Source organism: Bacillus sp. FJAT-27225 (assembly GCF_001685025.1).
Classification (GTDB): Bacteria; Bacillota; Bacilli; order Bacillales; family Cytobacillaceae; genus Bacillus_D.
In genome coordinates, this window is sequence record NZ_MAYU01000025.1 from 275378 (window position 1) to 297886 (window position 22509).

Annotated in this window: 24 protein-coding genes and 1 pseudogene; 21 read left to right on the top strand and 4 right to left on the bottom strand. The window is 38.3% G+C overall.

Annotation, left to right across the window (positions count from 1 at the left end; genetic code table 11):
• Positions 1-108 precede the first annotated feature (108 nt).
• The 3 genes from dnaN (at position 109) to A8F94_RS23870 (ending at position 2504) form a co-directional block, all read left to right on the top strand.
• Positions 109-1239: a DNA polymerase III subunit beta gene (dnaN, locus tag A8F94_RS23860; protein WP_066206802.1), complete on the top strand. Its 1131-nt coding sequence runs from the start codon at positions 109-111 to the stop codon at positions 1237-1239.
• Positions 1240-1264: 25 nt separating this feature from the next.
• Positions 1265-2095, top strand: a complete 831-nt coding sequence (locus A8F94_RS23865) for an aminoglycoside adenylyltransferase domain-containing protein (RefSeq protein WP_077247897.1) — start codon at positions 1265-1267, stop codon at positions 2093-2095.
• 118 nt (positions 2096-2213) lie between these two features.
• Complete coding sequence (locus tag A8F94_RS23870) at positions 2214-2504, top strand: hypothetical protein (protein ID WP_066206806.1); 291 nt, start codon at positions 2214-2216, stop codon at positions 2502-2504.
• A 75-nt stretch (positions 2505-2579) separates the two neighbouring features.
• Here A8F94_RS23870 and A8F94_RS26290 read toward each other — a convergent pair.
• Positions 2580-2834: pseudogene (locus A8F94_RS26290) on the bottom strand (IS1595 family transposase); the annotation flags it as partial.
• 300 nt (positions 2835-3134) lie between these two features.
• Between A8F94_RS26290 and A8F94_RS23875 the strand changes: the two are divergent.
• The 6 genes from A8F94_RS23875 (at position 3135) to A8F94_RS23900 (ending at position 8797) form a co-directional block, all read left to right on the top strand.
• Complete coding sequence (locus A8F94_RS23875) at positions 3135-4172, top strand: lactonase family protein (protein ID WP_302621330.1); 1038 nt, start codon at positions 3135-3137, stop codon at positions 4170-4172.
• Between the two features lie 274 nt (positions 4173-4446).
• On the top strand, positions 4447-5334 hold the full coding sequence (locus tag A8F94_RS23880) for a fructose bisphosphate aldolase (protein WP_066207006.1): 888 nt from the start codon (positions 4447-4449) through the stop codon (positions 5332-5334).
• A gap of 541 nt (positions 5335-5875) precedes the next feature.
• The gene (locus A8F94_RS23885; protein WP_066206809.1) at positions 5876-6451 is read left to right on the top strand and encodes a copper resistance CopC family protein; all 576 of its coding nucleotides are present in this window, start codon (positions 5876-5878) and stop codon (positions 6449-6451) included.
• Position 6452: 1 nt separating this feature from the next.
• Entirely contained in the window at positions 6453-7529 is a 1077-nt protein-coding gene (locus A8F94_RS23890; protein ID WP_066206812.1) for a copper resistance D family protein, read from the top strand.
• Between the two features lie 180 nt (positions 7530-7709).
• On the top strand, positions 7710-8099 hold the full coding sequence (locus A8F94_RS23895; RefSeq protein WP_066206815.1) for a cupredoxin domain-containing protein: 390 nt from the start codon (positions 7710-7712) through the stop codon (positions 8097-8099).
• Positions 8100-8383: 284 nt separating this feature from the next.
• Positions 8384-8797 (top strand): hypothetical protein, encoded by a 414-nt coding sequence (locus A8F94_RS23900; protein ID WP_066206818.1) that lies wholly within the window; start codon positions 8384-8386, stop codon positions 8795-8797.
• Between the two features lie 87 nt (positions 8798-8884).
• Here the strand turns inward: A8F94_RS23900 and A8F94_RS23905 are convergent, their stop codons facing one another.
• A complete protein-coding gene (locus A8F94_RS23905) occupies positions 8885-9268 on the bottom strand; it encodes a VOC family protein (RefSeq protein WP_077247898.1) in 384 nt (127 codons plus the stop codon).
• A 96-nt stretch (positions 9269-9364) separates the two neighbouring features.
• A complete protein-coding gene (locus tag A8F94_RS23910) occupies positions 9365-9856 on the bottom strand; it encodes a hypothetical protein (protein WP_077247899.1) in 492 nt (163 codons plus the stop codon).
• Between the two features lie 429 nt (positions 9857-10285).
• Here A8F94_RS23910 and A8F94_RS23915 point away from each other — a divergent pair, with 429 nt between their 5' ends.
• The 12 genes from A8F94_RS23915 to A8F94_RS23960 all read left to right on the top strand — a co-directional run bounded on the left by A8F94_RS23915 (position 10286) and on the right by A8F94_RS23960 (position 19936).
• On the top strand, positions 10286-11557 hold the full coding sequence (locus A8F94_RS23915) for a LysM peptidoglycan-binding domain-containing protein (protein WP_066206820.1): 1272 nt from the start codon (positions 10286-10288) through the stop codon (positions 11555-11557).
• A 179-nt stretch (positions 11558-11736) separates the two neighbouring features.
• Entirely contained in the window at positions 11737-12129 is a 393-nt protein-coding gene (locus A8F94_RS23920; protein WP_066206825.1) for a hypothetical protein, read from the top strand.
• 4 nt (positions 12130-12133) lie between these two features.
• On the top strand, positions 12134-13018 hold the full coding sequence (locus tag A8F94_RS23925) for a S16 family serine protease (RefSeq protein WP_066206828.1): 885 nt from the start codon (positions 12134-12136) through the stop codon (positions 13016-13018).
• A 79-nt stretch (positions 13019-13097) separates the two neighbouring features.
• A complete protein-coding gene (locus A8F94_RS23930) occupies positions 13098-13460 on the top strand; it encodes a hypothetical protein (protein WP_066206831.1) in 363 nt (120 codons plus the stop codon).
• A 35-nt stretch (positions 13461-13495) separates the two neighbouring features.
• Positions 13496-13660: a hypothetical protein gene (locus tag A8F94_RS26010; protein WP_175384511.1), complete on the top strand. Its 165-nt coding sequence runs from the start codon at positions 13496-13498 to the stop codon at positions 13658-13660.
• Between the two features lie 240 nt (positions 13661-13900).
• The gene (locus A8F94_RS23935; RefSeq protein ID WP_066206834.1) at positions 13901-14848 is read left to right on the top strand and encodes a homoserine kinase; all 948 of its coding nucleotides are present in this window, start codon (positions 13901-13903) and stop codon (positions 14846-14848) included.
• Between the two features lie 254 nt (positions 14849-15102).
• Complete coding sequence (locus tag A8F94_RS26015; protein WP_175384512.1) at positions 15103-15261, top strand: hypothetical protein; 159 nt, start codon at positions 15103-15105, stop codon at positions 15259-15261.
• Between the two features lie 167 nt (positions 15262-15428).
• Positions 15429-15950, top strand: a complete 522-nt coding sequence (locus A8F94_RS23940) for a GNAT family N-acetyltransferase (protein ID WP_066206837.1) — start codon at positions 15429-15431, stop codon at positions 15948-15950.
• A gap of 860 nt (positions 15951-16810) precedes the next feature.
• Positions 16811-17176: a GntR family transcriptional regulator gene (locus A8F94_RS23945; protein ID WP_066206841.1), complete on the top strand. Its 366-nt coding sequence runs from the start codon at positions 16811-16813 to the stop codon at positions 17174-17176.
• Between the two features lie 22 nt (positions 17177-17198).
• Positions 17199-17888: an ATP-binding cassette domain-containing protein gene (locus A8F94_RS23950; RefSeq protein WP_066206844.1), complete on the top strand. Its 690-nt coding sequence runs from the start codon at positions 17199-17201 to the stop codon at positions 17886-17888.
• Positions 17885-18718, top strand: a complete 834-nt coding sequence (locus A8F94_RS23955) for a hypothetical protein (RefSeq protein WP_066206848.1) — start codon at positions 17885-17887, stop codon at positions 18716-18718. The genes A8F94_RS23950 and A8F94_RS23955 overlap by 4 nt, the downstream gene beginning before the upstream one ends.
• A gap of 15 nt (positions 18719-18733) precedes the next feature.
• Positions 18734-19936 carry a hypothetical protein gene (locus A8F94_RS23960; protein ID WP_066206851.1) on the top strand — a complete coding sequence of 401 codons (1203 nt, stop codon included), beginning with the start codon at positions 18734-18736 and terminating at the stop codon, positions 19934-19936.
• Between the two features lie 53 nt (positions 19937-19989).
• On the opposite strand, the gene A8F94_RS23965 is transcribed toward A8F94_RS23960, so the two are convergent.
• Entirely contained in the window at positions 19990-21852 is a 1863-nt protein-coding gene (locus tag A8F94_RS23965) for a family 43 glycosylhydrolase (protein ID WP_066206858.1), read from the bottom strand.
• Positions 21853-22509 lie beyond the last annotated feature (657 nt).

The window sequence follows — 22509 nt, forward strand, 5'->3', positions numbered from 1 at the left end:
TTAGTTTTTTGAAAAAACGCGCTAGATGACAAATCGACAATGGGAAGCAGGTATGCCTTGCCTTTTTGTCGAATACGTTCCCTTATCAGAAAATGGGGTGAGCAGGGTATGGAATTTGTTATTCAAAATGAAAGTTTTAATCGAGCGATTGCGGATGTGACAAGAGCGGTATCTTCAAGAACACCTTTTCCAATTTTAACGGGTATAAAGCTAGTTGCTACGTCAGATGGACTCATACTGATAGGAAGTAATTCTGATATGATTATTGAAAAAATTGTCCCAGTACATATTGATGGTGAAAATGCAGTAAAGATAGTTGAACCAGGCAGTGTTGTTGTATCTGCCAAATATTTAAATGAAATTATTAAAAAAATGCCGGGTGATGTACACGTAAGGGTTAACGAAAAACAAGTAGTGACCATTAAGTCCGGAGACATTGTTACTCGTCTTAATGGATTCCATTCCGAGGAATATCCAAATCTTCCGCACATCGTTGAGGCAATGAATATGGAAGTTCCCTGTTATGACCTTATCGAAATGATTAAACAAACAGCATTTGCTGCCTCCAAAACGGAGACCAGGCCAATCCTTACTGCAGTAAATATGTCTTTTGCAGAAAATCGCCTGTCCTGTGCAGCCACAAATTCACATCGGCTGGCGATTCGAAGTCTTTCACTAAAGTCGGATGTACGAGGTTCTTTTAATGTTCCCAGTTCAAGCCTAACAGAGTTGATCAAGTTATTTAATAATGAGAGAAATCAAATCACTATCTTTTTAACAGACAATTACATCGTGTTTAAAACAAAAACTGTTTCCCTTTATTCAAGGCTGATTGAAGGGAAGTATCCTGAGGTTTCTGCATTGTTGCCAAAAGAGTGTAAAACAGAAATAATACTGGGAACATCCGATTTTTTGAAGGGAATTGATCGAGCCTGTCTTTTTGCAAGTGAATGGAAAAATAACAATGTTAACTTAGAAATTACCGATGATAGGAAATTAAGAATATCGTCTAACTCAAGTGAAATAGGAAAAATAGAAGAAACACAACGAATTAACGTTCTTCAAGGTGAACCAAATTTAAGCATCTCGCTCGACGGCAGTTTTCTTATGGATGCCCTGAAAGTAATAAAAGAAGATGAAATTAAGGTAAGTTTTAGCGGAACGATGAGACCGGTAGTAATCGAACCTGTGGGAAATCCTGATTACCTCCATCTAATTTCACCGGTAAGATCATATTAATAAATAGATGTAAGGGGGGAAGGAATTGAATGACCAGTGGACTTCCTATTCACCAGAGATAAAAGAATTTGTTTTTCATCTTCTAGGAGAAGTCAAAAAAATTATTAAAAGTAATTTCATTGGCTTTTATATACATGGATCGCTGGCAATGGGGTGCTTCAATCCTAAAAACAGTGATATTGATATTTTGGTTCTGACAGATAGTAGTATTGGAATCGAAGATAAAGGGCTATTAGCGCGCCTATTTTTGGCCATTTCAACAAATCCCTTTCCTGTCGAAGTAAGCTTTTTAAACCAAGGACAGTTGCAGCCATTTGAACACCCTTGCCCGTTTGACTTTCATTACAGCGAGTTTTGGAGAGAACGGTATGAAAAGGATTTAGCTTTGGGGTCTTGTGAATTCATTAACGATGAAATCCTTAAGGATCCTGATTTAGCAGCACATTTAACGATTACGATTCACCGAGGTATTTGCATAGAAGGAACACCGATTAAAGAGATATTTCCTTCAATCCCTCGCGACTATTACATTTCTTCCATCATGGGTGACTTTAAAGAGTGTATAGATAAAGTGCTCGAGAACCCTGTATATTGCACGTTAAATTTAATGAGAGTGTATTGGTATCTAAAAGACGGAATGATTTCATCCAAGCAGGAGGCTGGGAACTGGGCGCTTTCATCCTTACCAAAAGAGATGCATCAAACAGTTAAGAAACTGCTCTATAACTATTCCAACGAGAAAGACTATTATAGCTTTGAAAGCAGTGAACTCTTGTTAATTAGGGATTATATTAATGGAAATGTAGGGCAGCTGCTCAAAAAGCAAAGGAATCAGGAGGCAAAAAAAGAAGGTTGAGATCCGAAAAGCAACCCTTAGTGATTTTGAAAGGCTCTTCTCTCAAAGATTGTTGTTTTTTATAATAATCAAATATAACAATTTTCTGATAGAATTTGAAAGGGAGGCATTGTAAAATATGAGTGTTTATATTGCATTTTCAGTTTTAATAGTTATTTTTACTTTTGTATCCGTGTTGCTTTATAGATTTAGCAAAAATAAATCCAATAAACTTATGAAATATATACCTTCTATTGTTACTGCATTAAGTATTGCTTTGGTTTATGTAAAAATGTTATTTCTTTCACAAGGATATGAACCAATTACTGATATTGTAGTTATCATTATTCTGTCATTTGTATTGGGATTTTCCTTATTAGCAGCAGTTTTTATAGATATTATGAATAGAAGAAAAAGAATTTCAAAATAAAACGCTAAAATCGACCTCTATTTGGGGTCTTTTTTATACACTACGGAACATCTCCACAGTTGTGTAATTAGATTTTTAACACGCTGAAATAAACATTTGTTCGAGACGTATATCAAATGCTAAATCCTTTCCTAATTCGAGCAAACCGAACCAATAGAGATAGTTGTCCAAATAATGAGTTCCCACAATTTGAAAACAGGTTCCAACCATCCTTTTTAGCTATTGGTGAAAGTTATTAACGTGTTGTATATGGAGCATCCCTTTCTTAACACGTTGCTTTTGGCGTTCATTAACTGTTTCGTTCAAGATTCCTTTGAGTTTGGGAAACTTTTATAGTTGCTGTATCAGTGTCACTATTATCTAGTATTATGTATTTCCATACTCGAGTGACATGGAGTTTCCATACACTCGAATTTAGTCATTCTATCAAGGGCATAATCAGAAAGAGTGCAAGTGGTTACTTTAAATCCTATAATAGGGAAAGCGGACATGGCTTAAGCCTGTTTTATTTTCTATAGGCACTGCCGGAGTTTCTGAGTACTTTAATATAAAGAAACAATATCCAAACCTAAGAATGTTGGCAAAATTCGAGGATTAACGGCTTTTGCGCGATAAACAAAGAGTAAGGAGATGGTTAGACTGAGTAAATTTAGAGGTTTTATAGGGACGTATACAAATGGGGATAGTAAAGGGATCTATTCTTTTGTGCTTGATACAGAAGCTGAAGAAATAACAGATGTGAAAGTTGCAGCTGAATTAGGAAATCCAACATATTTAAACATTAGCGAGGATCGCCAATATCTTTATTCCGTCATAAAAGAAGCGGAGAACGGTGGTGTGGCAGCGTTCTCGATAAAATCAGGAGAACTTCAATTGATTAATTCGGAAGTTTCGCCTGGATCTCCGCCTTGTCACGTAAGCATCGATTCTAAGCAGCGTTTCGTTTTCAGTACAAATTATCATAAGGGGACTGTTGATTCATACTTAATTCAGGATGGCGCTATATCATCTCCTGTTTCAGTCATCCAGCATGAAGGATCAGGCCCGGATCCAAGACAAGAAAAAGCCCATACACATTATGCCGGAATGACACCGGATGGGGAATATTTAGCCGTTGTCGAATTAGGCTGTGACCTGTTATTAACATACCGTGTGAATGAAGATGGGACTTTAACGGAAGTGAATCGATTGAAACTACGTCCGGGAAGCGGTCCAAGACATCTTGAGTTTCATCCCTTAAATCCATCTATTGCTTACCTGATGACTGAATTCAGTTCCGAAGTGATTGTATTAACTTATGAAAATGGAACCTTTGATCAGATACAATCCATTTCAACGATCCCATCAGATTTTGTTGAAAATAACCAGGGAAGTGCGATCCACGTCTCATCAGACGGCAAATTCGTGTATGCTGCCAATCGCGGGCACAATAGCATCGCCGTTTTTGCTGTGAATCAGGAAAATGGCCAAATAAAGCTAGTTGAAATCGTATCAACCGAGGGCGACTGGCCAAGGGACTTTGTCCTTGACCCGACAAATCAATTTTTACTTGCCTCAAACCAAAATTCAAGCAATCTTGTTTTGTATAAGAGAGATGCTGAAACAGGGAAGCTAACACCCTTGCAAAAGGATATTTCTGTTCCAAATCCTGTATGTCTAAAGTTTTAAAACACCAATCCTATTCATGAGTATTCGTGAATAGGATTTTTTTAGGTCTCCGAGGCATGAAGGGCAGTTTCTTTTTTCTTTTCAGATCGATTCTGGCGTTTATTATGATGTTAATTTTCATTCTAAACACTCAAGGTAGAATCATCTATGAAAGTCTGGTGGTATTACACTTGGAGAGGATTAAATGTTTAACCAAATAACAGGGTTCATCCTTTTTCCAAAAAGGGTAAATCAAGAATGTGAAGAATTACATTTCAAAGGAAGGAGAACAAACATGAATAACAAACAATATGAACGTATTCAAACAGGAAAAGGTTTTATAGCCGCTTTAGACCAAAGCGGCGGCAGTACCCCAAAGGCATTGTCGATATATGGAATTGCTGAAAGCAGCTATACTACAGAAGAAGAGATGTATAACCTGGTGCACGAGATGAGAACGCGCATTATTAAGAGTCCAGCGTTTGACTCTCAGCATATTTTGGGTGCAATTTTATTTGAAAACACGATGGACCGTATGATTGACGGGCAATACACTGCTGATTTTCTATGGGAGAAGAAAGGCATTGTGCCTTTCCTGAAAGTCGATAAAGGGCTAGCGGACCTTGAGGAAGGAGTACAGCTCATGAAGACAATTGCCGGTTTGGACGATCTTCTGAAAAGAGCAAATGAACGGAACATCTTCGGGACAAAAATGCGTTCAGTTATTAAGGAAGCCAATCCTTCTGGAATAGAGAAAGTTGTTAAGCAACAGTTTGAAATAGCGAACCAGATTGCAGAGGCAGGGCTGGTACCAATTATCGAGCCGGAAGTGGATATCCATAGTACGGATAAGGAAGAGTCGGAGAGACTATTAAAAGAGGCATTAATGGATCATTTATCTACTCTTGGCAAAGGCATTAAAGTTATGTTTAAACTTACCTTGCCTGCAAAAGATAATTTTTATCAAAATTTAACTGAAGACCCGTATGTTGTACGGATGGTGGCGCTCTCGGGAGGTTACACTCAAGCGGAAGCCAATGAAAAGCTATCACGGAATCACGGAATGATTGCGAGTTTCTCACGTGCTCTAACAGAGGGAATTACCGTTGACCAAACTGACGAAGAATTCAACACAATGTTGTCTAAATCCATACAAATTATTTATGAAGCATCAATCAAATAAGGTTGTTTTAGGAAAAAATCGAGTTCATACCTACGTTAAATCTCTACTAATATAGTAATTCAGAAGCTGTTCCCAAACGCCGGTAATTGCGGTCATTTGGGAACAGCTTTTTCGTATAATCTAAAAAAATATTATTAGTTGTACAGTATAATAACTGCATGATAACTCCCCTTGTAACCGTGAGTAGAAATGAACACGTTCTTACTACAAAATGATGAATAAGCCTTAACACTGTTTTCCAGTAGAGACGTGCACTTTATATGTAGAGGGGGCATGATAGACTGGTTCTGCTGAGCCAGATTCATGAATATAGCTGGCTTTGTGGTTCAAGATCCTACCCGCAGAGGCTCCGTTTAAAGTGACTATGTGCATGTTCTAATTTCCAGTAAAGTGTTCACTTGACTTTAGCAAAAAGTGTTCAAAGTCATCTGATGGTTACACCCCTATGATTGAACGGAAAACGCTCAGTTTTTAAATGATAAAAAAATATGTTATTGTAAACTATTAGTCAGAAAAAATTAGTTTAAGAAAGGAAGATAGTATGAAAAAAACAGCATTTATTCTAGCTTTTTTGCTAATAGTGATGCCAACTCTAGCAAGTGCACATACACAACTGGAATCCTCCACGCCCGAATCGGGACAAGTTGTTAAGGAAGAACTGAGCGAATTGGTGCTCAATTTTGGCGGTGAAATAGAATCACTTAGTACATTGACACTTGTGAAAGATGGCAAGGAGGTTCCGTTAAAAAGTGTTGAACCAAACGGAACGCAATTGATTGGCACAATCGAATCTCCGCTGGACAATGGTACCTATACCATTCAATGGAAAATTGTTGGGGAAGACGGGCATGTTATTACTGGCGACATTCCATTCTCCGTTCAAATGGAACAGGCTGTTGAGGAACTAGAGACAGAAGAACCTTCAACAGAGGAACCAACCAAAACCGAAGACACGAATCCAGAAGGAGAAGACGAAGTCAAACGGGAAGATACAGCAGACCAGAACCTATCAAACAATCAAAAATCCGGACCCAGCTTTATAAGTATTGTAATCCCTGCCATAGTCATATTGCTGTTGGGTATCGGCATGTTTATGCTTTTCGGAAGGAAGAAATAGAATGGAGTTTCTAATTAGTATTAGTGAATTTGGGGCATATTTGTGTTTTGCAATTCTTGCAGGCCATGTAGCATTGCAGTATGTCGGAGAAAGTTACAAGCCGCAAATAACGATTTCTAAAAAAGCGATACTTTTATCTACCCTTGGGATTTATATTTTTTCATTCGGTCCAGCCGCTCTCACCATTTATTATTTCAAAGATGCAGTTGGACTTACAATGGCTGCTATTTCAGTTATTACTGATTTTCAGGTAGGCAGGGCATGGCTTGTTATCGCATTTATGTCGATCCTCCTTTGGATTACTATTCTGTTAAATGGTTCTAAACATGTCCAAGCTCTCCTTTTGTTTATAATGGTACTTGCTATTGGTTACTCTAGCCATGTCGCTTCCTTATCATTTTGGCCAGGGCTGTTTGCTCATTCTGCCCATTTCCTAATGGTAATCCTCTGGAGCGGTATATTATTTCATGTTACCTGGTTCTCAAAGGACGATTCAAAATGGGATAAATTTTTGCGATGGTTTACTCCGGTTGCGATTGGGTCCATTATCATTATTTTCATAAGCGGCCTGGTTCTTATGTTTTATGTAGTTGAACCTACGGAGTATGTTAGTTCCTGGGTATTGCCTTACGGACAAATGCTCCTGTTAAAGCACATTGGTATTATTCCAATTTTGGCATTTGCTTTTATTAATGGGGTAATGGCCAAGAAAACGAAAAGCTATCCTTCATTTAAACCCCGTCCATGGATAAAAGCGGAAAGCATTGTCATCTTCCTGGTGTTTTACTTTACAAGTGTCTTAGGGACACTTTCACCTCCCCATGAAGTTGAATTTACAGTTAAATCTGAAGGTGCATCTTGGTGGGTGGAATGGTTGCTGGGGAAGGAGATCCTGTCTGCGGCTAACGTAGCGTTGACTGTAAATGCAACATCGACGTTATTATTCCTATCAACTCTGCTATTTTTGATACTGATTTTTGTGAGCTTCAAAAAAGTTAAGCCCGCGGTTGGCGTATTCTTTGCTATCAGTTTTATTTTTTCAATGTATTTTGGATTCATGGTTTCACTAACTTTATAAGTCGAAGAGAAAAGGACCAAGTATAAATGGGTACTTTTCGTGTTTAGTCAGGCCGCTACTTATAAGGATATAGAGATAATTTGATTAGATCATTCTCTATTGAATTATGAGTTAACTTTTCTTGTTGGATAAAATCTTACACAATAGAAAAAAATAGTGTTATGAAAGGAGGGATTGCGAATGTTTGTTAAAAAAGTGCTAACTGGATTTTTTGCTTTGCTTATGGTGATGGTTGCCGCAACTGCTTTAGGTTCGCTCAATGTAGCTGCTGAATCCACTGTTGGAACACAACCTACTGAGCGTGAAAAAGCACTTGAGGTTGAGTTAAACGATGATTACTTTAATCCGAACGCCATCACCATCCCGTTTGGGAAAACGACAACAATTTTATTGAAAAACAGGGGCAGGAAAGAGCACACCTTTACAGTCGAAAAGCTTGGAATTGATGCAGAAGTTCAGCCAGGGAAAGAAAGAACCATTGCCATACAACCGTCTGCGGCTGGTACATATGATGTAATCTGCCGTTACCATTATCAGCAGGGAATGGTTGGAAAGCTAATAGTTAAATAACCAGCAGTAAAACTTAGGGCTACATAATGTAGCTCTTTTTATTTTTAAGCGAGTATTTTGTATGGTACAACTTTTCGGAGGAACACGGCTCTGCAATAAAAAGGATCAATGAAAAATCTGCCATCTGCCATTGTATTTAACATTATAATTATGATATCGAAAAAGATAATCTTCATTTTTACCAGAATTATTCATTTTTATGTTCATCAACATTAAAGTCACGTAATTGGAACATGAGCTTTCACAATGTAATGTTCGTCAAAATTTAAAAAGAGGTGCTGTTTATGAAAAAACAACTGATACTTGGCTTTGTCTTACTTATTTCATTGAGCATTGCTTTTCTTGCTGGGTGTTCTAACAGAAACGATGTTTCTTTGGTACAAATCAACGAAATATCTGCAAGTGATAGAGAGTGGATGGAATCACTAGAAAAAGGATTATACTTTAAAAAGGAAAATGATAATGAAGGGTTACTATATGTTAATTTGAAAGATAAAACAATAAGATATACGACCGTTGTGGCGGAGGTAATAAAAGACAACAATGGTTCGTATAAGATTAATATAAATGAAAAGGATGTTTTCCAAGATTCCGAGGTAACGAACGATTACTTCGGCAATTTAAGGAGCAATATTCCATTGGATACTATAAAGTTTTATCGTAATGACAAGAAGATTGATTTAGTCATAATGGAATAAAGAGGAAATTAACGGATATTAGCTCTTGAATGGTTAAAGAATCAGGGGCGAAAAAAGGATACTCATATTGACGTATCCTTGTTTACTCTATTCAGCTTCTACTTCACTCATAAACGCGTGTGTATTGCCTTCGGTATCTTTGAAAAAAACCATCCACGTTTCGGTTGAGCCGATTTTTGCGATAAGGTGAGGCTCATCGATGAATTCAACACCTTGATTTTTAAACTTTTCGTACGTTTCGTTTATGCTCTCTACTTGAAAATATAAGACAGAACTATTAGACGTGAACTCTTCCTTTTCAGGCAGGCTTAGGAGCAGGCGTGTTCCATGGCAATCGAAAAAAGCCAGTGTGCCGGCGGTAAAAAGATGGGGGAGACCCAGACTTTTATAGAAATGTATGGCACGATCCAAGTCTTTAACAGGTACTCCGATTTGGCCGAGTTTTTGAATGGAAGTGGTTGTTGTATTCAATACACAAATCTCCTTTTGGTGGGATTTAAGCTAGATTCCTACAACAACTATACTATATGTCCAATAATGACGTACATAAAATTCGAAAAATTAGGATTATTTTATGCTATCATAATGCCCCTTAAACACTTTAAATAGCCGTTCATCTCCACCGCGGTCGGGATGGAGGGCTTTTAGCAGTTTCTTAAACTCCTTTTTAAGAACATGATTGTCTGAATCATGTTCCAATCCCAACAATTCAGAATGAAAACCACTCGGTCCATCAGCTTCAATTTGATCATTAAGTAATCTTTTTAAGGTCCGTACCTTTGCCTGTTCAATATGTACACGGGCTTTTAAAAGCTCTATTTGGTCAGTAAGGATCTCATTTTTCCTTTGAGATTCTTCCAATTTAGCTTCGAGGTATGCTGCCCGCTCTTCTTTTATCAATTCATTTAGATCTTCAGCATTGATTCTGTATGTTATGTTCCTTCTCCTGATCATTTCGGCTTTTAGTTTGCCTTGCTTAATCCAGGTGATGACGTCCTTGTCACCCACTTCTATCCCGGCGTTGGACAACTGGGTAACGGCTTCTTTTATATTCAGCAAAGTATTCACTCTCTTTTTTATAATCTAATAACAGGTTTAAGGCAGACAAACCTATCATACCAATGATTGATTTCAGAAAAAGAACAGAAGTGTAACATTGTGTTAAAGTCACTTTACAAGTTTGACAAATCATTAACCGCTCAGCTTCGTTGAACTGTTCTTTTGTGTCCAAATTGTGTAATTCTCGAATATATGGCGGGAAATCTCGGATATATGAAAATTTTCTCGGATAAGTAGTTAAAATCCTCGGAAAAAATATGAAAATCATCGGATATCTATTCCAACACGTACCTGGTCCATGGTTCACCGCGCCGGTCCAAACAAAAAAGTCCTCAAGAATGGATGTGCTGAGGAAAAAACGCATCCTTCATTAACATGAACAGTATATAAATTCTCCTTGCTAATATGATGTAAGGAAGGGGTGAGAGAATGACTGTTCAAGTTGTTACTTCGGGGGACTATCTGTGGGCAATTGCCAATCGATATAATACTACTGTATCAAATATTATAAATGTTAATGGATTGGAATCAGCTAACCTAGTTCCTGGGCTGGCTCTATATATACCTGGCAAAGGACTGGCCAATCGGTCTTATCGGATAAAGAAAGGTGATGTTCTTTCGAGAATCGCCAAACGATTCAATACAACCGTTGCAGTAATTAATGAAGCTAATCCTGATATAGATAAAAACAAACTTCAAATCGGCCAAACTATTCAAATTCCCTCCCCGATAAAAATGTCTACTCAAATTCTAGGCTTCCTCGTTCCTTCGGGGACGGCAGCTGACCTTCCTGTAATCACTTCCTTAGCAAACCAATTAACCTATATAGCGGTTGTGAATTACACATTCACTCCCGGGGGATGGGCATATGTTGTTAAAGATGATCGTGCAATTATAAACCGGGCCAAACAACTAAATGTTACGCCATTAATGATGGTCCGTAATTTTACTAACAGTGGGTTTAGTCCTGAGCTGGCCGGTGGTGTTCTTGGAAATGCAACATATCGTCAGAATTTGGTTGCAAGCTTGGTGAATCTTGCGAGAACCAGAGGGTATGGAGGGATCAGCCTTGATATAGAGTTTATTCCTCCAGAAAGGCGTAATGAGTTTAACTCATTTTTACAAGCATTAAAACAACAAATGGGGAACCTAATTCTGAATGTAAATGTTCATGCGAAAACAGAAGATATGCCAACGAATCGGATAGTCGGAGCTTACGATTATGCGACAATCGGCCGAATTTCAGATAGCATATCGGTCATGACACTTGATTATGGGTATCCTGGAGGGCCGCCTGCTCCTGTTTCACCGATTAACTGGGTGGAGCAGGTTGTAATGTATGCGACTGGTTTAGTTCCACCGCAAAAATTGTTTATCGCTATACCCTTGTATGGATATGATAAGGTGGCTGCAACCAACAAGACAACGGGACTTTCTGTACTTGCTGCACAAAACAAAGCCATTACTTCAGGTGCAATGGTTCAATTTGATCCCACCGCCCAATCTCCAAAGTACAACTATTGGGCAGGCAGCGAGGAACATCTTGTCTGGTTTGAGGATATTAGAAGCTATATTTCAAAATATAATCTGATTGATAGCTACCAACTGGCGGGCAGCACATTATGGCAAATCGGGTTACCAGCACCCCAAAACTGGGCTTATTTAAGGAACGAAGTAACTGTTAGTAAGAATAGAAGATGATGTTCAGTTGTCTTAATGTAGGAACCGCTTTGTTAGTTTGAGAACTGTCCTTGAAGTTTTTCAAGGGCACTTTACTTTTCAAAGGCATTTTTTTAGTTTTTTGCAGGAATCAGTGTCCTTATGTGGAAATTTTTAGTAGTACCATATTTTAAAAATAGTTCCAAAAAGGGGAAGTCTCAATGAAATGGTGGACAGCAATCTGCTGCGTTGCAGTTCTATTCCTGGCAAGCTGTTCAGCAGAACTTAAGGAAAGCCACTCAACCTATGTCGAGGAGTATGGATGGACTATAAAGCGGGCATTGGAAAAAGAGGCTTTATCACTTCCGGATAATGAAGAACAGCAAATGTTTATGGAAGAACGAGGTCTAAATGTTGCAGAATTAAAAACGTCAAAAACACTATTTACACAGGAAATCCTTCTAAAGGAAATTTGTCGTGAAAAATTATCCGCTATTCTCTACAGTGATGATAAAGGGAAAATACTAGGAGCCCAAATACGAGTCGAAAATGCGAGTCCGGGAGTTTCAAAGCTAGTGGACAAAGAATCTTACCTGAAAAATTGTGGCAGGTGACTTCATGAAAAAGGAAAATGCCCTTCCCATTTTTTTGACTTTGCTTTACTACTTAGTATTTCTATTTTTATATCTCCAAGGTGAAATCGATGAATTTGCCTATGTATTTATCTTAGTATGTAGTACTTTAATTTTGTTGATTAGCTTAATCTTTTTTCGAAAAAAGCCAGCAGTCAAGAAAAAAATAAGTATTGCGGCCTTCATTTTGTTCCTCGCGTTTTGCTATGAGTTTATTCTTGTGGGTTACGATGCGCCTACCCATGTGGCATATGCCTATATTAAACCGGAAGAAGCAGTGGAGGGTTCAGGAATATTCATTGTGGGAGTCTCTGAGATACAGGTGGGAAATACCCGGAGTAAACAAGAGGTTATTAATTTATTGACCAGAAAAAATGAACAGGTATTTTCCGTAGTTGATGTGAATCATTACACTGTATATGGAGTTAAAAACCGCCAGCTATTAAAGTGGATCCTTTTTCGCAAAGATCCGCTTGAAGAAATGAAAACAAATGTTATCGACTATTTAGGGAAGGAAGAGGAGTGGCTCACGCGTTTTGTCAATAAAAATGATATTCAAGGAAGTAGTGCCGGTTTAAGTCTTGCATTAACAGGCCGTCTAGAGAAAGGGGATTATAAAAATGATTTAGGTTTTGCTGTGACAGAGGCAATAACAAAAACTGGGAAAGTTAAAAGCATTAGTGGTATAAAGGAAAAAATCCAGATTGCTGAAAAGACTGGCTTCCCTTTCATGATTATCCCTTCTGAAAATGCAAAGGAAGCAGCAAAGGTACAAAAGGAATTAAACTCTACTATAAAGATATATACTGTATCAACAGTCGATGAAGCAATTGAGGTCATCGTGGACCTAAACAAAAGAATAATTAAATAAGGTTTTATAGAAATGATTCAGCCTTACCCGCTATAATAGCTTAGAAGTTAAGAATAGAGACAGGGGATAAAGGGGAGTTATGGCAGATTTCTTTTGGACTATTTATTTAGGAGTGCTGGGTACAGCATCCATTGCATTTTTAATAAAAGGTCAATACAAAACTAAGCTTAGCAAATTAGACTTCGTTATTTCGATCATTACGTGGATTGGCTTATTCGGTTTTGTAACTGAAACAGATATTTTTAACCAAACGGCTTGGAAAATTATAACCGTGGCAGCTTTCATTTGGGATTTTTTGTTCGCAATGTTCCTGAAGGGGTTTGATGGGGAGGAAATTCTTGAAGAACTTTCTCCTGTCAAAAGGAAGATCTGGATGCTTGCCACTTTCATCATCATGCTCGGCCCATTGTATTATGGATTGTTCAATTATGCATTTTTATAATTGGGAAGTGTGAGTAAGGAATGGAGGAACTTAACATGAGATGCGGGTCAAAATGTTTTCTTGTAGAGGTCGAACAAAACGGAGAAAAACAGATTAAGCCTGTTATCACCAGAACTCCTGCAGAGGCAAGGAAAACGATTCGAATCCAATACGGAGGAGACGCAACGATATTATCAGTTCGGGAAGAGAAGAAGAAATAGATCTCACAGCTAGAAAAGACAGAGGCAATTCTGTCTTTTTTGTTTTAGAAGGCGTCTTTATAGAAAAGGAATTGAAAGGAATTTGTCGAATATATGTGGAATACGAACGTAGGTGTCAATTGAGTAAGTAAGTGGTAATCCTAGCTGCAGAGATTGGTTGGATTATTCATAAGATGATGGAGAGGTAACTTTCTGTATTAAGGGGTCCGTCTTTGAAGATATGAAGAAAAGGAGTAAATCATGGCAGTAAAAACTACTTTCACGAATCAGGAGCTTGAAACCATTTTTGCAGATTATCATCTAGGTAATATAACAAATACCGAACCTATTGAAAAGGGGACTGTTCAAACAAATTATACAGTCGAAACAACAATGGGAAAGTTCATTTTTAGATATTATGAAAACCGGACCGAGGATTCAGTTCTATTTGAAACTGATTTGCTGCAGTATTTAAAGGAACACCATTTTCCGTGTGCTGGCCCCCACGCCGACGTATATGGCAACTTCGTTGGAATTTATAACGCAAAACCATTTGCCATATTTGACTTTATGGAAGGAAATCATCCTGTCGATCCAAATGAAAAACAGAAAAGGGAATTAATCGCAACCGCAGCCTTGTTGCATCAACTCACTTCCCATTTTTCTCCGATGAATAAGGAATCCCGATGGAATTACGATGTTGATTTTTGTCTGGAGCAAGCCCAACAAGCGGCGCAAAGAATAGACTCAGTTGAATCCAGGAGGAAACTAAAGTGGATAGAAAGAGGGCTTCAAACTCTTATCCTGCCTAAATCGTTACCACTTGGCATTTGCCACGCTGATTTCGATCCTTCCAATATTCTGTTTAAAAATGACAAACTCGTTGCGTTGCTCGATTTTGATGACGCAAATTATACATACCTTTTATTCGATGTGGTCGGTTTAATTGAAGCGTGGGCCTGGACGCATGATAAATTTGAAGTGATTCATTTCCCTGAAGCTAAAAATATAATTCATGAATACATGAAGCATAGACAACTAACCATTCAGGAGAAAAATCATTTATTCGATGTTTATAAGTTAAGCATTTTTATTGATAGTGTCTGGTTTTTCGACAGAGGGAATGCCGATGACTTTTATGAAAAAAAGAAGATTGACTTTCTTGATGGCTTGGGAAGAGAGAAGTTTTATAATCTGCTGTTTAATTAAATATGGTTTTTTTAAAAAAACCGCATGAAGATAGCTAATTTTCCGGGCGGGCTTGCCTGTGAAAAATAATCAAGAGCCTAAAAATAAGACTGCTGATTCCATCCAAGACGCTTTTGTTGGTGACCTGAGTGTATTAGTGAATTATTTTATTAGTTTTGATACTATTTGGAAACATCATTCGACAAAATGTTTTTCGATTTCCTAGAAGGCATGATTCTTTTTTGCAGGTCTAACCAAAAATCAGGAGGTATAAAATGGAACCACTTTTTCTTTTGGTGCTCATTATTATAGCATTCGTGGTACTTGCCTACGTTATTGCAACAGGAATAGATAATTCAAATACAGCCAAGTTATTAAAAAACGACCTTGAAGATATAAAAAGGCATCTTAAGGATATAAGTGAAAAGTTGTAAAATGAAGCTTATTTTAACTGTACCAACGATTTTGGGGAAAACAGCAAATTCGTTTATTTCCGTCCGACTATTTATAATAAAAACAAACACTACCTGACGCAAGGTATGTAATTTATGTGACGATTGAAAGTCAACGACACTAGTCTTGGAATGGAGCAATAGATAAAATGATTGTTTTAAGAAATGTTCAAAAAACAGATTTGCCACAGCTTTTAATTATAGAAAATGAAGGATTCTCAAGCGAAGAAGCTGCTACAAAGGAAGCGTTTGTGGAGCGGATTCAGTTGATACCTGATACGTTTATTGTCGCTGTAAACGATGGGGAACTACTTGGTTTTATCAATGGGCCGATTATCAATCAGCCTTATATAACTGACGATTTGTTTAAGGAAAGCGAGGAAAATCCAAAAAGAGGAGGATACCAGAGTATTTTAGGATTAGCTGTATCCAAACAGTTTAGAAACCAAGGAATCGCAAAGACTTTAATTAAAAAAATGGAAGAGCTTGTAGAAGAAAATGACCGGGAAGGAATGACTTTAACCTGTAAAGAGGAATTAATTCCTTTTTATGAAAAAGCCGGATTTAAAAACCATGGCATCTCTGACTCTAAGCATGGCGGAGTAACCTGGTATAACATGGTCAAAACCAGGGAAGCCATTGACAAGTCCAAAACCAAAACCCAGGTCTAAACCTTGTGTTGTTTATCCCAAACTGAATCTCCCATAAACCTTAGAGATGAGAGATCCTAAAATGAAAACTCAAACGACATCTACATAGACAAGTCCTTTCCGTCGTTTCACTTCGTAATAACACGCAAACTATTATCGAAACTTCTAACTTCAAATTGTTTGATAAACGTATCATCCCCTATGTATCAGAGACCTTTTTAGTCTCTCTCAAGCATTTTGGTCGTTGATAACTATGTATCGACGACCTTTTTGGTCTATCTCAAGCATTTTGGTCGTTGATAATTATGTATCGACGACCTTTTTGGTCTCTCTCAAGCATTTTGGTCGTTGATAACTATGTATCGACGACCTTTTTGGTCTATCTCGAGCATTTTGGTCGTTGATAACTATGTATCAACGACCTTTTTGGTCTACCTCGAGTATTTTGGGCGTTGATAACAATGTATCGACGACCTTTTTGGTCTATCTCAGGCTTTTCGGTCGTTGATAACTATGTATCAACGACCTTTTTGGTCTCTCTCAAGCATTTTGGTCGTTGATAACTATGTATCGACGACCTTTTTAGTCTCTCTAAACATTTTAAGTCGTTTATATAACCATAATTCCTTTGCTATTCCCACCTTAAAAAGATTGAAATTACCCGTTTTATTTTGTTTTGGAAAAATAATTCAGCGATTTTTAACCATAATTCAGCGCCTTTGTGATTAATTCAGCGATTTAATCAAAAGCGAACTTGAAATAAAATTTTTCAATTCCTGTTGACGGCTATAGTGTACTACGTGTATAGTACACATATAAGGTGTATGAACCACTTAGTACATACACCCCTCGCAACGGAAGGAAGATGAGGAGATGTCTGTATGAATATAAGCTTTAATAATCGTGACCCAGTGTATTTGCAGGTTGTCCGGTATTTTAAGGAACAAATAGCCAATGGGGCACTCGAAGCCGGCCAGGATATTCCGTCGAGAAGGGAATTGGCTGCCATGTTAAAAATCAACCCAAATACAGCTCAAAAAGCTTATAAGGAAATGGAGGACCAGAATTTGATCCATACTGAACGGAATTTTCCAAGCAGGATTACGACTGATACAAACATTTTAAATTCGGTAAGGGAGGAGCTTTTGACGGAAGCGGTTGATTCTTTCTTAACTTCTGTGAAGCACATTAACGTACCTTTGGATGAGCTATTGAACCTGATTAAAAATAAATACCACTCAAGTTAACTGGAAAAGGGGGACTGGAAACATGATTTCTGTACAAGATGTTGTAAAAAAATACAAGCGAAAAACTGTATTGGATGGAGTGTCTTTTACGGCGGATAAAGGGGAAATCACTTGCCTGATTGGGGTAAATGGGGTTGGCAAGACAACCATTTTGAAAGCGATCATGGGCCTGACACCAATCAACAGCGGCCAAATCCTGCTGGATGATAAAAAACTCAGCAAAGATAGTTATGAGAATATTACTTTTATCCCTGATGCTATCACAATTCCACCGCAAATGACCATTCGGGATGCAATGGTTTTCATGGAAGACTTCTACAGAAGCTGGAACAATGAGCGTGCTGCCGACCTACTCCGTTTCTTCAGGCTGAAACCGGAGATGCGGATTGGAGATTTGTCGAAGGGGAACACAGCAAAGGTAAATCTGCTTCTTGGACTTGCTCTAGATGTCGATTATGTATTGATGGACGAACCGTTTTCGGGGATTGATATTTTTAGCAGGGAACAGATTGCAGAAGTGTTTACCACCCATTTAATTGAAGGCCGCGGGGTCATCATCACAACCCACGAAATTAATGACATTGAACATTTGATAGATAAAGCAGTCTTACTGGATGATGGCAAGGTACATAAGGAGTTTGGTACAGAAGAGATTCGCCTGAGGGAAGGAAAGTCTGTAATCGATGTGATGAGAGAGGTGTATCGAGCATGAATCGTTATTTAAAATTAGTCAATTTCGAAATCGGCCGGTTTTTTAAAGTATATGTTTCGCTGCTGCTAATTTTAGTCGTAACAGAATTTGCTGGTGTTTATTTCATCTCCAAATGGTATATGAATCAAGCCAATAAATTAATGGTTACGAACTCATTATCCCAATCTGAATATGTACATCAATACGGCCAAACTTCATTTGTATCGATTATCGATAGTTTATGGTTCATCGGCCCAATCGGATTATCGGCAGCTGCTCTAATCTTTTATGTATTTCTGATCTGGTATAGGGAGTGGAACGGGAAAAATACGTTTGCTTATCGATTGCTGATGCTTCCTATCCCGAGATTAACACTATTTTTTGCAAAGGCAACAGCGATATTCCTTATGGTACTTGGGTTTGTTGCTGTACAAATACTACTATTTTTCCTACAAATAGTCTTTTTTGAAACGCTCATACCTGGTGAATTCAGAAGCATGATGGGCTTGAATGAAATCTTACAATCAAGCAACTATGCTTCGATTATCCTGCCTTCGTCATTCTCTGAATTTATCCTATTTTATGGGGTGGGTTTTACCGCTTTACTGGTTATCTTTACAGCAATCCTTTTTGAAAGATGCTATCAATTAATGGGAATTTTTATAGGAATCCTGTATTGCGTCATTGCAGGTACCCTGTTTGTTTCACCTTTCCTAGTCATGGAATTGTTGAATTACCAGTTCTTTTATCCAAAAGAAATCCTGCTAATCGAGATTGGGCTGATTTTATTCATAGCAGCAGCATCCATATTGACGAGCAGATTATTACTTAATAAAAAAATCACTGTGTAGGGGGATAGATACAATATGAAACGGTATATCGTATCAATTTTACTTTTATCCATTATCGTTCTTAGTATTGGAGCTTTTTATATCCAGTCAGCAGCTTCCGGAAGCCCCCAATTCTCTTTGAAAAAACAAACTGGCAACCAGAAAGAGGCAGAGCAGGTTAACATTCATGGCTCTTATCACAATGACTACTTCATTGACGTCGTTACGATCACTGAAAACGGCTCCGTTTATTATAAAGAAATGGGCCTTATTGATAAAACTGAAAAACTGTTTTCTGACAACGACGGCCATAAAGATCTTGATAAGAAATACCGTTCATTCATGAGAGGGAAAACGGGTTCAAATTCATTTTACGAGGATGGGGATTACCTTATATATGGGGATGTAGATTACCATTTTGGTCAAATGGCCAACGATTTTACATTTACTCTATCGATGCTGGAAAAAGATTCAGAAACAGAAAAAAGCTTTAAGGTGGAAATTCCCAATAAAGAAAAGTATTCATTTATTAGTATTGAAGATATACAGCTGATTGACAACAAACTAAAAATATTGACCAGGAACGAGGATTATGATTCTGATAATACAGAAGTCCATCTTTACACAATTAACGTTGCTGCCAAGGAGATTGACCAAGACAAAATTGTATTATCAACAAGGAGTGAAGGGAAAAATCTTTCTACCTATTTGCAGCAGCTAAATCAAACTAATACGAGACAGCCAAGCAAGTTTACTTTCTATTTTAAAGATATCTCTAAAGATATTGAAAAGGAGGAAGGCACGTATTCTGAACGTATTAACACCGAACTGGTGATGATTGATTTAGACAAAGGAAAAGGTATCAAAGTTGAATCTCCCAAGGAATATCAATACAACGCAAATATGCTGCCGTATTATGATGGCGAAATGATATACTTTGCTCAGCCAGGCGAGAATGGTTTGCAACTCGTTACCTACAGCCATAAAGATGGAAGAATCGTAAATTCGATTGAGACTGGGCTGGCACATTCAGAAGCCGGATTTCAATTTGCCGTTAAAAACGGTAAGGCTTATATCCTGACAACACCCGATAGAATCGGACAAAACCCCTCCAGTGTTCCTTCACTTAAAATTTTTGAAATCAAGAGCGGGAAAGAATTATATCAGGGCGTTGTTGAGTTGAAGAACCAAAATAAAACGGAAGGTTATTTAATGATTGACTGGCTAACCTTAGAATAAATAGCAAACATGAAAAAACGTGCACCTGCCGATAAAACAGGTGCACGTTTTCATTATTTAACAGGCGAGAGTGTAATATGATCGATCTGAACAGATCCTCTGCCGTTACCTAAAGTAATTTGGTTGACACCGTCCTTTAGCTTAACTTGGATGGAAGCATATTCCCACAAACCTTGCTCTGTAGGGTGATAATCAACTGTACCTGCTAATCCAGTTCCGGCAAAAACCTTATGGGAACCCGTCTCGTTCGAGCTATATCGTATTTTCAGCTCATAGGTGCCTGGTTCCTCAATCTCAATCGGGAAGGTAACTTTACTCTTATCATCACCTTCTACTTTTTGATAATTGGTCGCCAGGGAGTCGTTTGCAACGACGGCCTTTTTGATGTCTGCAAGCTCTGCTTCATATCGTGCAACCTTCGAATCCTTAGGAATCAGCTCAATTGAATCGATTTCAGAAAATAGATGGCCCTTCGAAATTTTGATTGTATTCTTGTCCTTGTTAAGTGTTACATCCATCTCGGCATTTTTCCATGTATCCCAGCCATGGCTTACGTAATGGAGTTCACGCGGAGCCCCGCCATTAACAGACACAAGGTGGCTTGCTGTATCTCCCATCCCATTGGAATATCTGACTTTTAAGAGATACTCACCTCTAGGAACCTCGACATCAAACTCTACATAGCTATCCTCAAAGTCGATGTGGCCGACTTTTGCTCCGCCTGAAGCACTAGTGTTATGGACAATCCGTGCATTGTGAACCGTCGCAGCTTCAGCTTCAAATTGATAGACTTCACCAGGAAGGGGAGGAACCAGCTTCCCTTTGGATTCGCCTGAAGGGACTGGCTGCAGTGTATCGATTGCTACCGGCTCTCCGAAGTTTGGCGTTCCGTCCTTATTCCAGTCGAACTTTTGCATGCGCACATTCCGGTTCCAGCCCGCTCCACTGAACTTGGCGGCATGGTAGACAATCCAATCTTCCTTGCCGTCCGGGGATTTGACAAAGCTATTATGGCCAGGGCCAAATACACCAAGAGCAGGTTTTTTCTTGAAAACAGGCTCTGGATTCTTTGTCCATGAAGCTTTAGATAAAGGATCATCTCCAGTAAAGGTTAACATACCCAGATTGTAATCATCAGTCCAGCTGCCACTTGCCGAATAAACGATGAATGTATCATCTTGTTTGTTTTTTAGCACCTGTGGCCCTTCATTAATTAGAGGGAAGCCGATTTTCTCCCACGGCAGTTCCGGTCTGGAGATTTCGACCCGTTCACCACTGATAGTCCAAGGGTTGCTCATTGGCGCGATATAAAGATGCTGGCTGACATTGGTATCGCCTTCCCAGCCAGACCAAACGAAATAAAGCTTGTTCTTCAACTCAAGAACCGTACCGTCAATTGCCCATTTATCAGAAGGATCAGTGATTTTTCCAAAATGCGTTCCTTCAGGGTGATGATAAGGGCCAAATGGATCCGAACCCTCCGATTCCAGTACATACATTCTTTGCTTTTCGGTTGTAGACTCAGACGGAGAAGCGGCATAGTATATGTACCATTTCCCATTAATAAAATGAAACTCGGGTGCCCACATATGATAGCGGTTAGGGGCTCCAGCCTCTGGTTCCCAAACCACTTTTCGTTCGCCATTGGCTATGTCGGATAGAGTTGAGGATTTCCAAATGGTGATGTTGCCTCCAGTAGTTTGAGTGTAATAGTAGTAGCCATCGGTATGTTTGACAACCCAAGGGTCGGCACCGTCACCAACAATCGGATTTTGAAAGAGTTCAAGTGGCTGTTTAACTGGACTAGTGGTTTCCTTGGCTGGAGTTGAAGTGGATGCAGTCGAGTCAGCTGGCTGCATGGCAAAAACCAACGGGGTTAGCAGGGTAGCGATTTTGAGCCTACGAAACTTTTTCATATCGAACCTCCAATTGGATAGTATGGGTTTTCACTATAATGATAGCGCTTTCCCCTATAAGATTCGAATAGTTTGCCTCTTTTATGAGAGTGAAAAAAGTAGAGAAAGCAACCTCACAAGGAGAAGTGACTTTTCATCGACATGGTCAGGTTTAGAAAACTATAACAACTTAGTAAAATAAAATCTGGTAAAATAAGGTTGAATCGGAATCTGCAAAATTTTAATTTATTCTTCATTCAACTTTGCAAAAATATTTATGATGTATGGAAAAACAGTAAATTGAAGCAATAGGCAGGAATGTGAGGATACAATATGAAAACATTTTTTTCTATAACAGAAAAAATCTATGTATTGTTTTTTATTCTTACGATCGGGATGGTTGGTCTAGTTTTAGTAACATCCGAATGGGAAAGATTCAACCCTTTTGGACGTTTCTTTAGTTATATTTATTTGGCTGTGCTTTTCCTAACATAAGTGACAATCATAATAAATAGTATCCATATACTTGTATCTTTCATTAGGTTCTTTTAGGAGGGTTTTTTTAAAAGAGGGATGATTAACTTTCATTACTCCTTAGCCTTTCTGACAGGAGTTTCTTCATATCATTGCAAAAGGAAAGTATTACTCAAACGGAATACATCATATGTTAATACGACA

What these genes read in the sequence shown, in the direction of transcription:
- dnaN (WP_066206802.1), top strand. Translation starts at nt 109, where the DNA reads ATGGAATTTGTTATTCAAAATGAAAGTTTTAATCGAGCGATTGCGGAT.
- A8F94_RS23870 (WP_066206806.1), top strand. Translation starts at nt 2,214, where the DNA reads ATGAGTGTTTATATTGCATTTTCAGTTTTAATAGTTATTTTTACTTTT.
- A8F94_RS23875 (WP_302621330.1), top strand. Translation starts at nt 3,135, where the DNA reads ATGGTTAGACTGAGTAAATTTAGAGGTTTTATAGGGACGTATACAAAT.
- A8F94_RS23880 (WP_066207006.1), top strand. Translation starts at nt 4,447, where the DNA reads ATGAATAACAAACAATATGAACGTATTCAAACAGGAAAAGGTTTTATA.
- A8F94_RS23885 (WP_066206809.1), top strand. Translation starts at nt 5,876, where the DNA reads ATGAAAAAAACAGCATTTATTCTAGCTTTTTTGCTAATAGTGATGCCA.
- A8F94_RS23890 (WP_066206812.1), top strand. Translation starts at nt 6,453, where the DNA reads ATGGAGTTTCTAATTAGTATTAGTGAATTTGGGGCATATTTGTGTTTT.
- A8F94_RS23895 (WP_066206815.1), top strand. Translation starts at nt 7,710, where the DNA reads ATGTTTGTTAAAAAAGTGCTAACTGGATTTTTTGCTTTGCTTATGGTG.
- A8F94_RS23900 (WP_066206818.1), top strand. Translation starts at nt 8,384, where the DNA reads ATGAAAAAACAACTGATACTTGGCTTTGTCTTACTTATTTCATTGAGC.
- A8F94_RS23915 (WP_066206820.1), top strand. Translation starts at nt 10,286, where the DNA reads ATGACTGTTCAAGTTGTTACTTCGGGGGACTATCTGTGGGCAATTGCC.
- A8F94_RS23920 (WP_066206825.1), top strand. Translation starts at nt 11,737, where the DNA reads ATGAAATGGTGGACAGCAATCTGCTGCGTTGCAGTTCTATTCCTGGCA.
- A8F94_RS23925 (WP_066206828.1), top strand. Translation starts at nt 12,134, where the DNA reads ATGAAAAAGGAAAATGCCCTTCCCATTTTTTTGACTTTGCTTTACTAC.
- A8F94_RS23930 (WP_066206831.1), top strand. Translation starts at nt 13,098, where the DNA reads ATGGCAGATTTCTTTTGGACTATTTATTTAGGAGTGCTGGGTACAGCA.
- A8F94_RS26010 (WP_175384511.1), top strand. Translation starts at nt 13,496, where the DNA reads ATGAGATGCGGGTCAAAATGTTTTCTTGTAGAGGTCGAACAAAACGGA.
- A8F94_RS23935 (WP_066206834.1), top strand. Translation starts at nt 13,901, where the DNA reads ATGGCAGTAAAAACTACTTTCACGAATCAGGAGCTTGAAACCATTTTT.
- A8F94_RS26015 (WP_175384512.1), top strand. Translation starts at nt 15,103, where the DNA reads ATGGAACCACTTTTTCTTTTGGTGCTCATTATTATAGCATTCGTGGTA.
- A8F94_RS23940 (WP_066206837.1), top strand. Translation starts at nt 15,429, where the DNA reads ATGATTGTTTTAAGAAATGTTCAAAAAACAGATTTGCCACAGCTTTTA.
- A8F94_RS23945 (WP_066206841.1), top strand. Translation starts at nt 16,811, where the DNA reads ATGAATATAAGCTTTAATAATCGTGACCCAGTGTATTTGCAGGTTGTC.
- A8F94_RS23950 (WP_066206844.1), top strand. Translation starts at nt 17,199, where the DNA reads ATGATTTCTGTACAAGATGTTGTAAAAAAATACAAGCGAAAAACTGTA.
- A8F94_RS23955 (WP_066206848.1), top strand. Translation starts at nt 17,885, where the DNA reads ATGAATCGTTATTTAAAATTAGTCAATTTCGAAATCGGCCGGTTTTTT.
- A8F94_RS23960 (WP_066206851.1), top strand. Translation starts at nt 18,734, where the DNA reads ATGAAACGGTATATCGTATCAATTTTACTTTTATCCATTATCGTTCTT.
- A8F94_RS23965 (WP_066206858.1), bottom strand. Translation starts at nt 21,852, where the DNA reads ATGAAAAAGTTTCGTAGGCTCAAAATCGCTACCCTGCTAACCCCGTTG.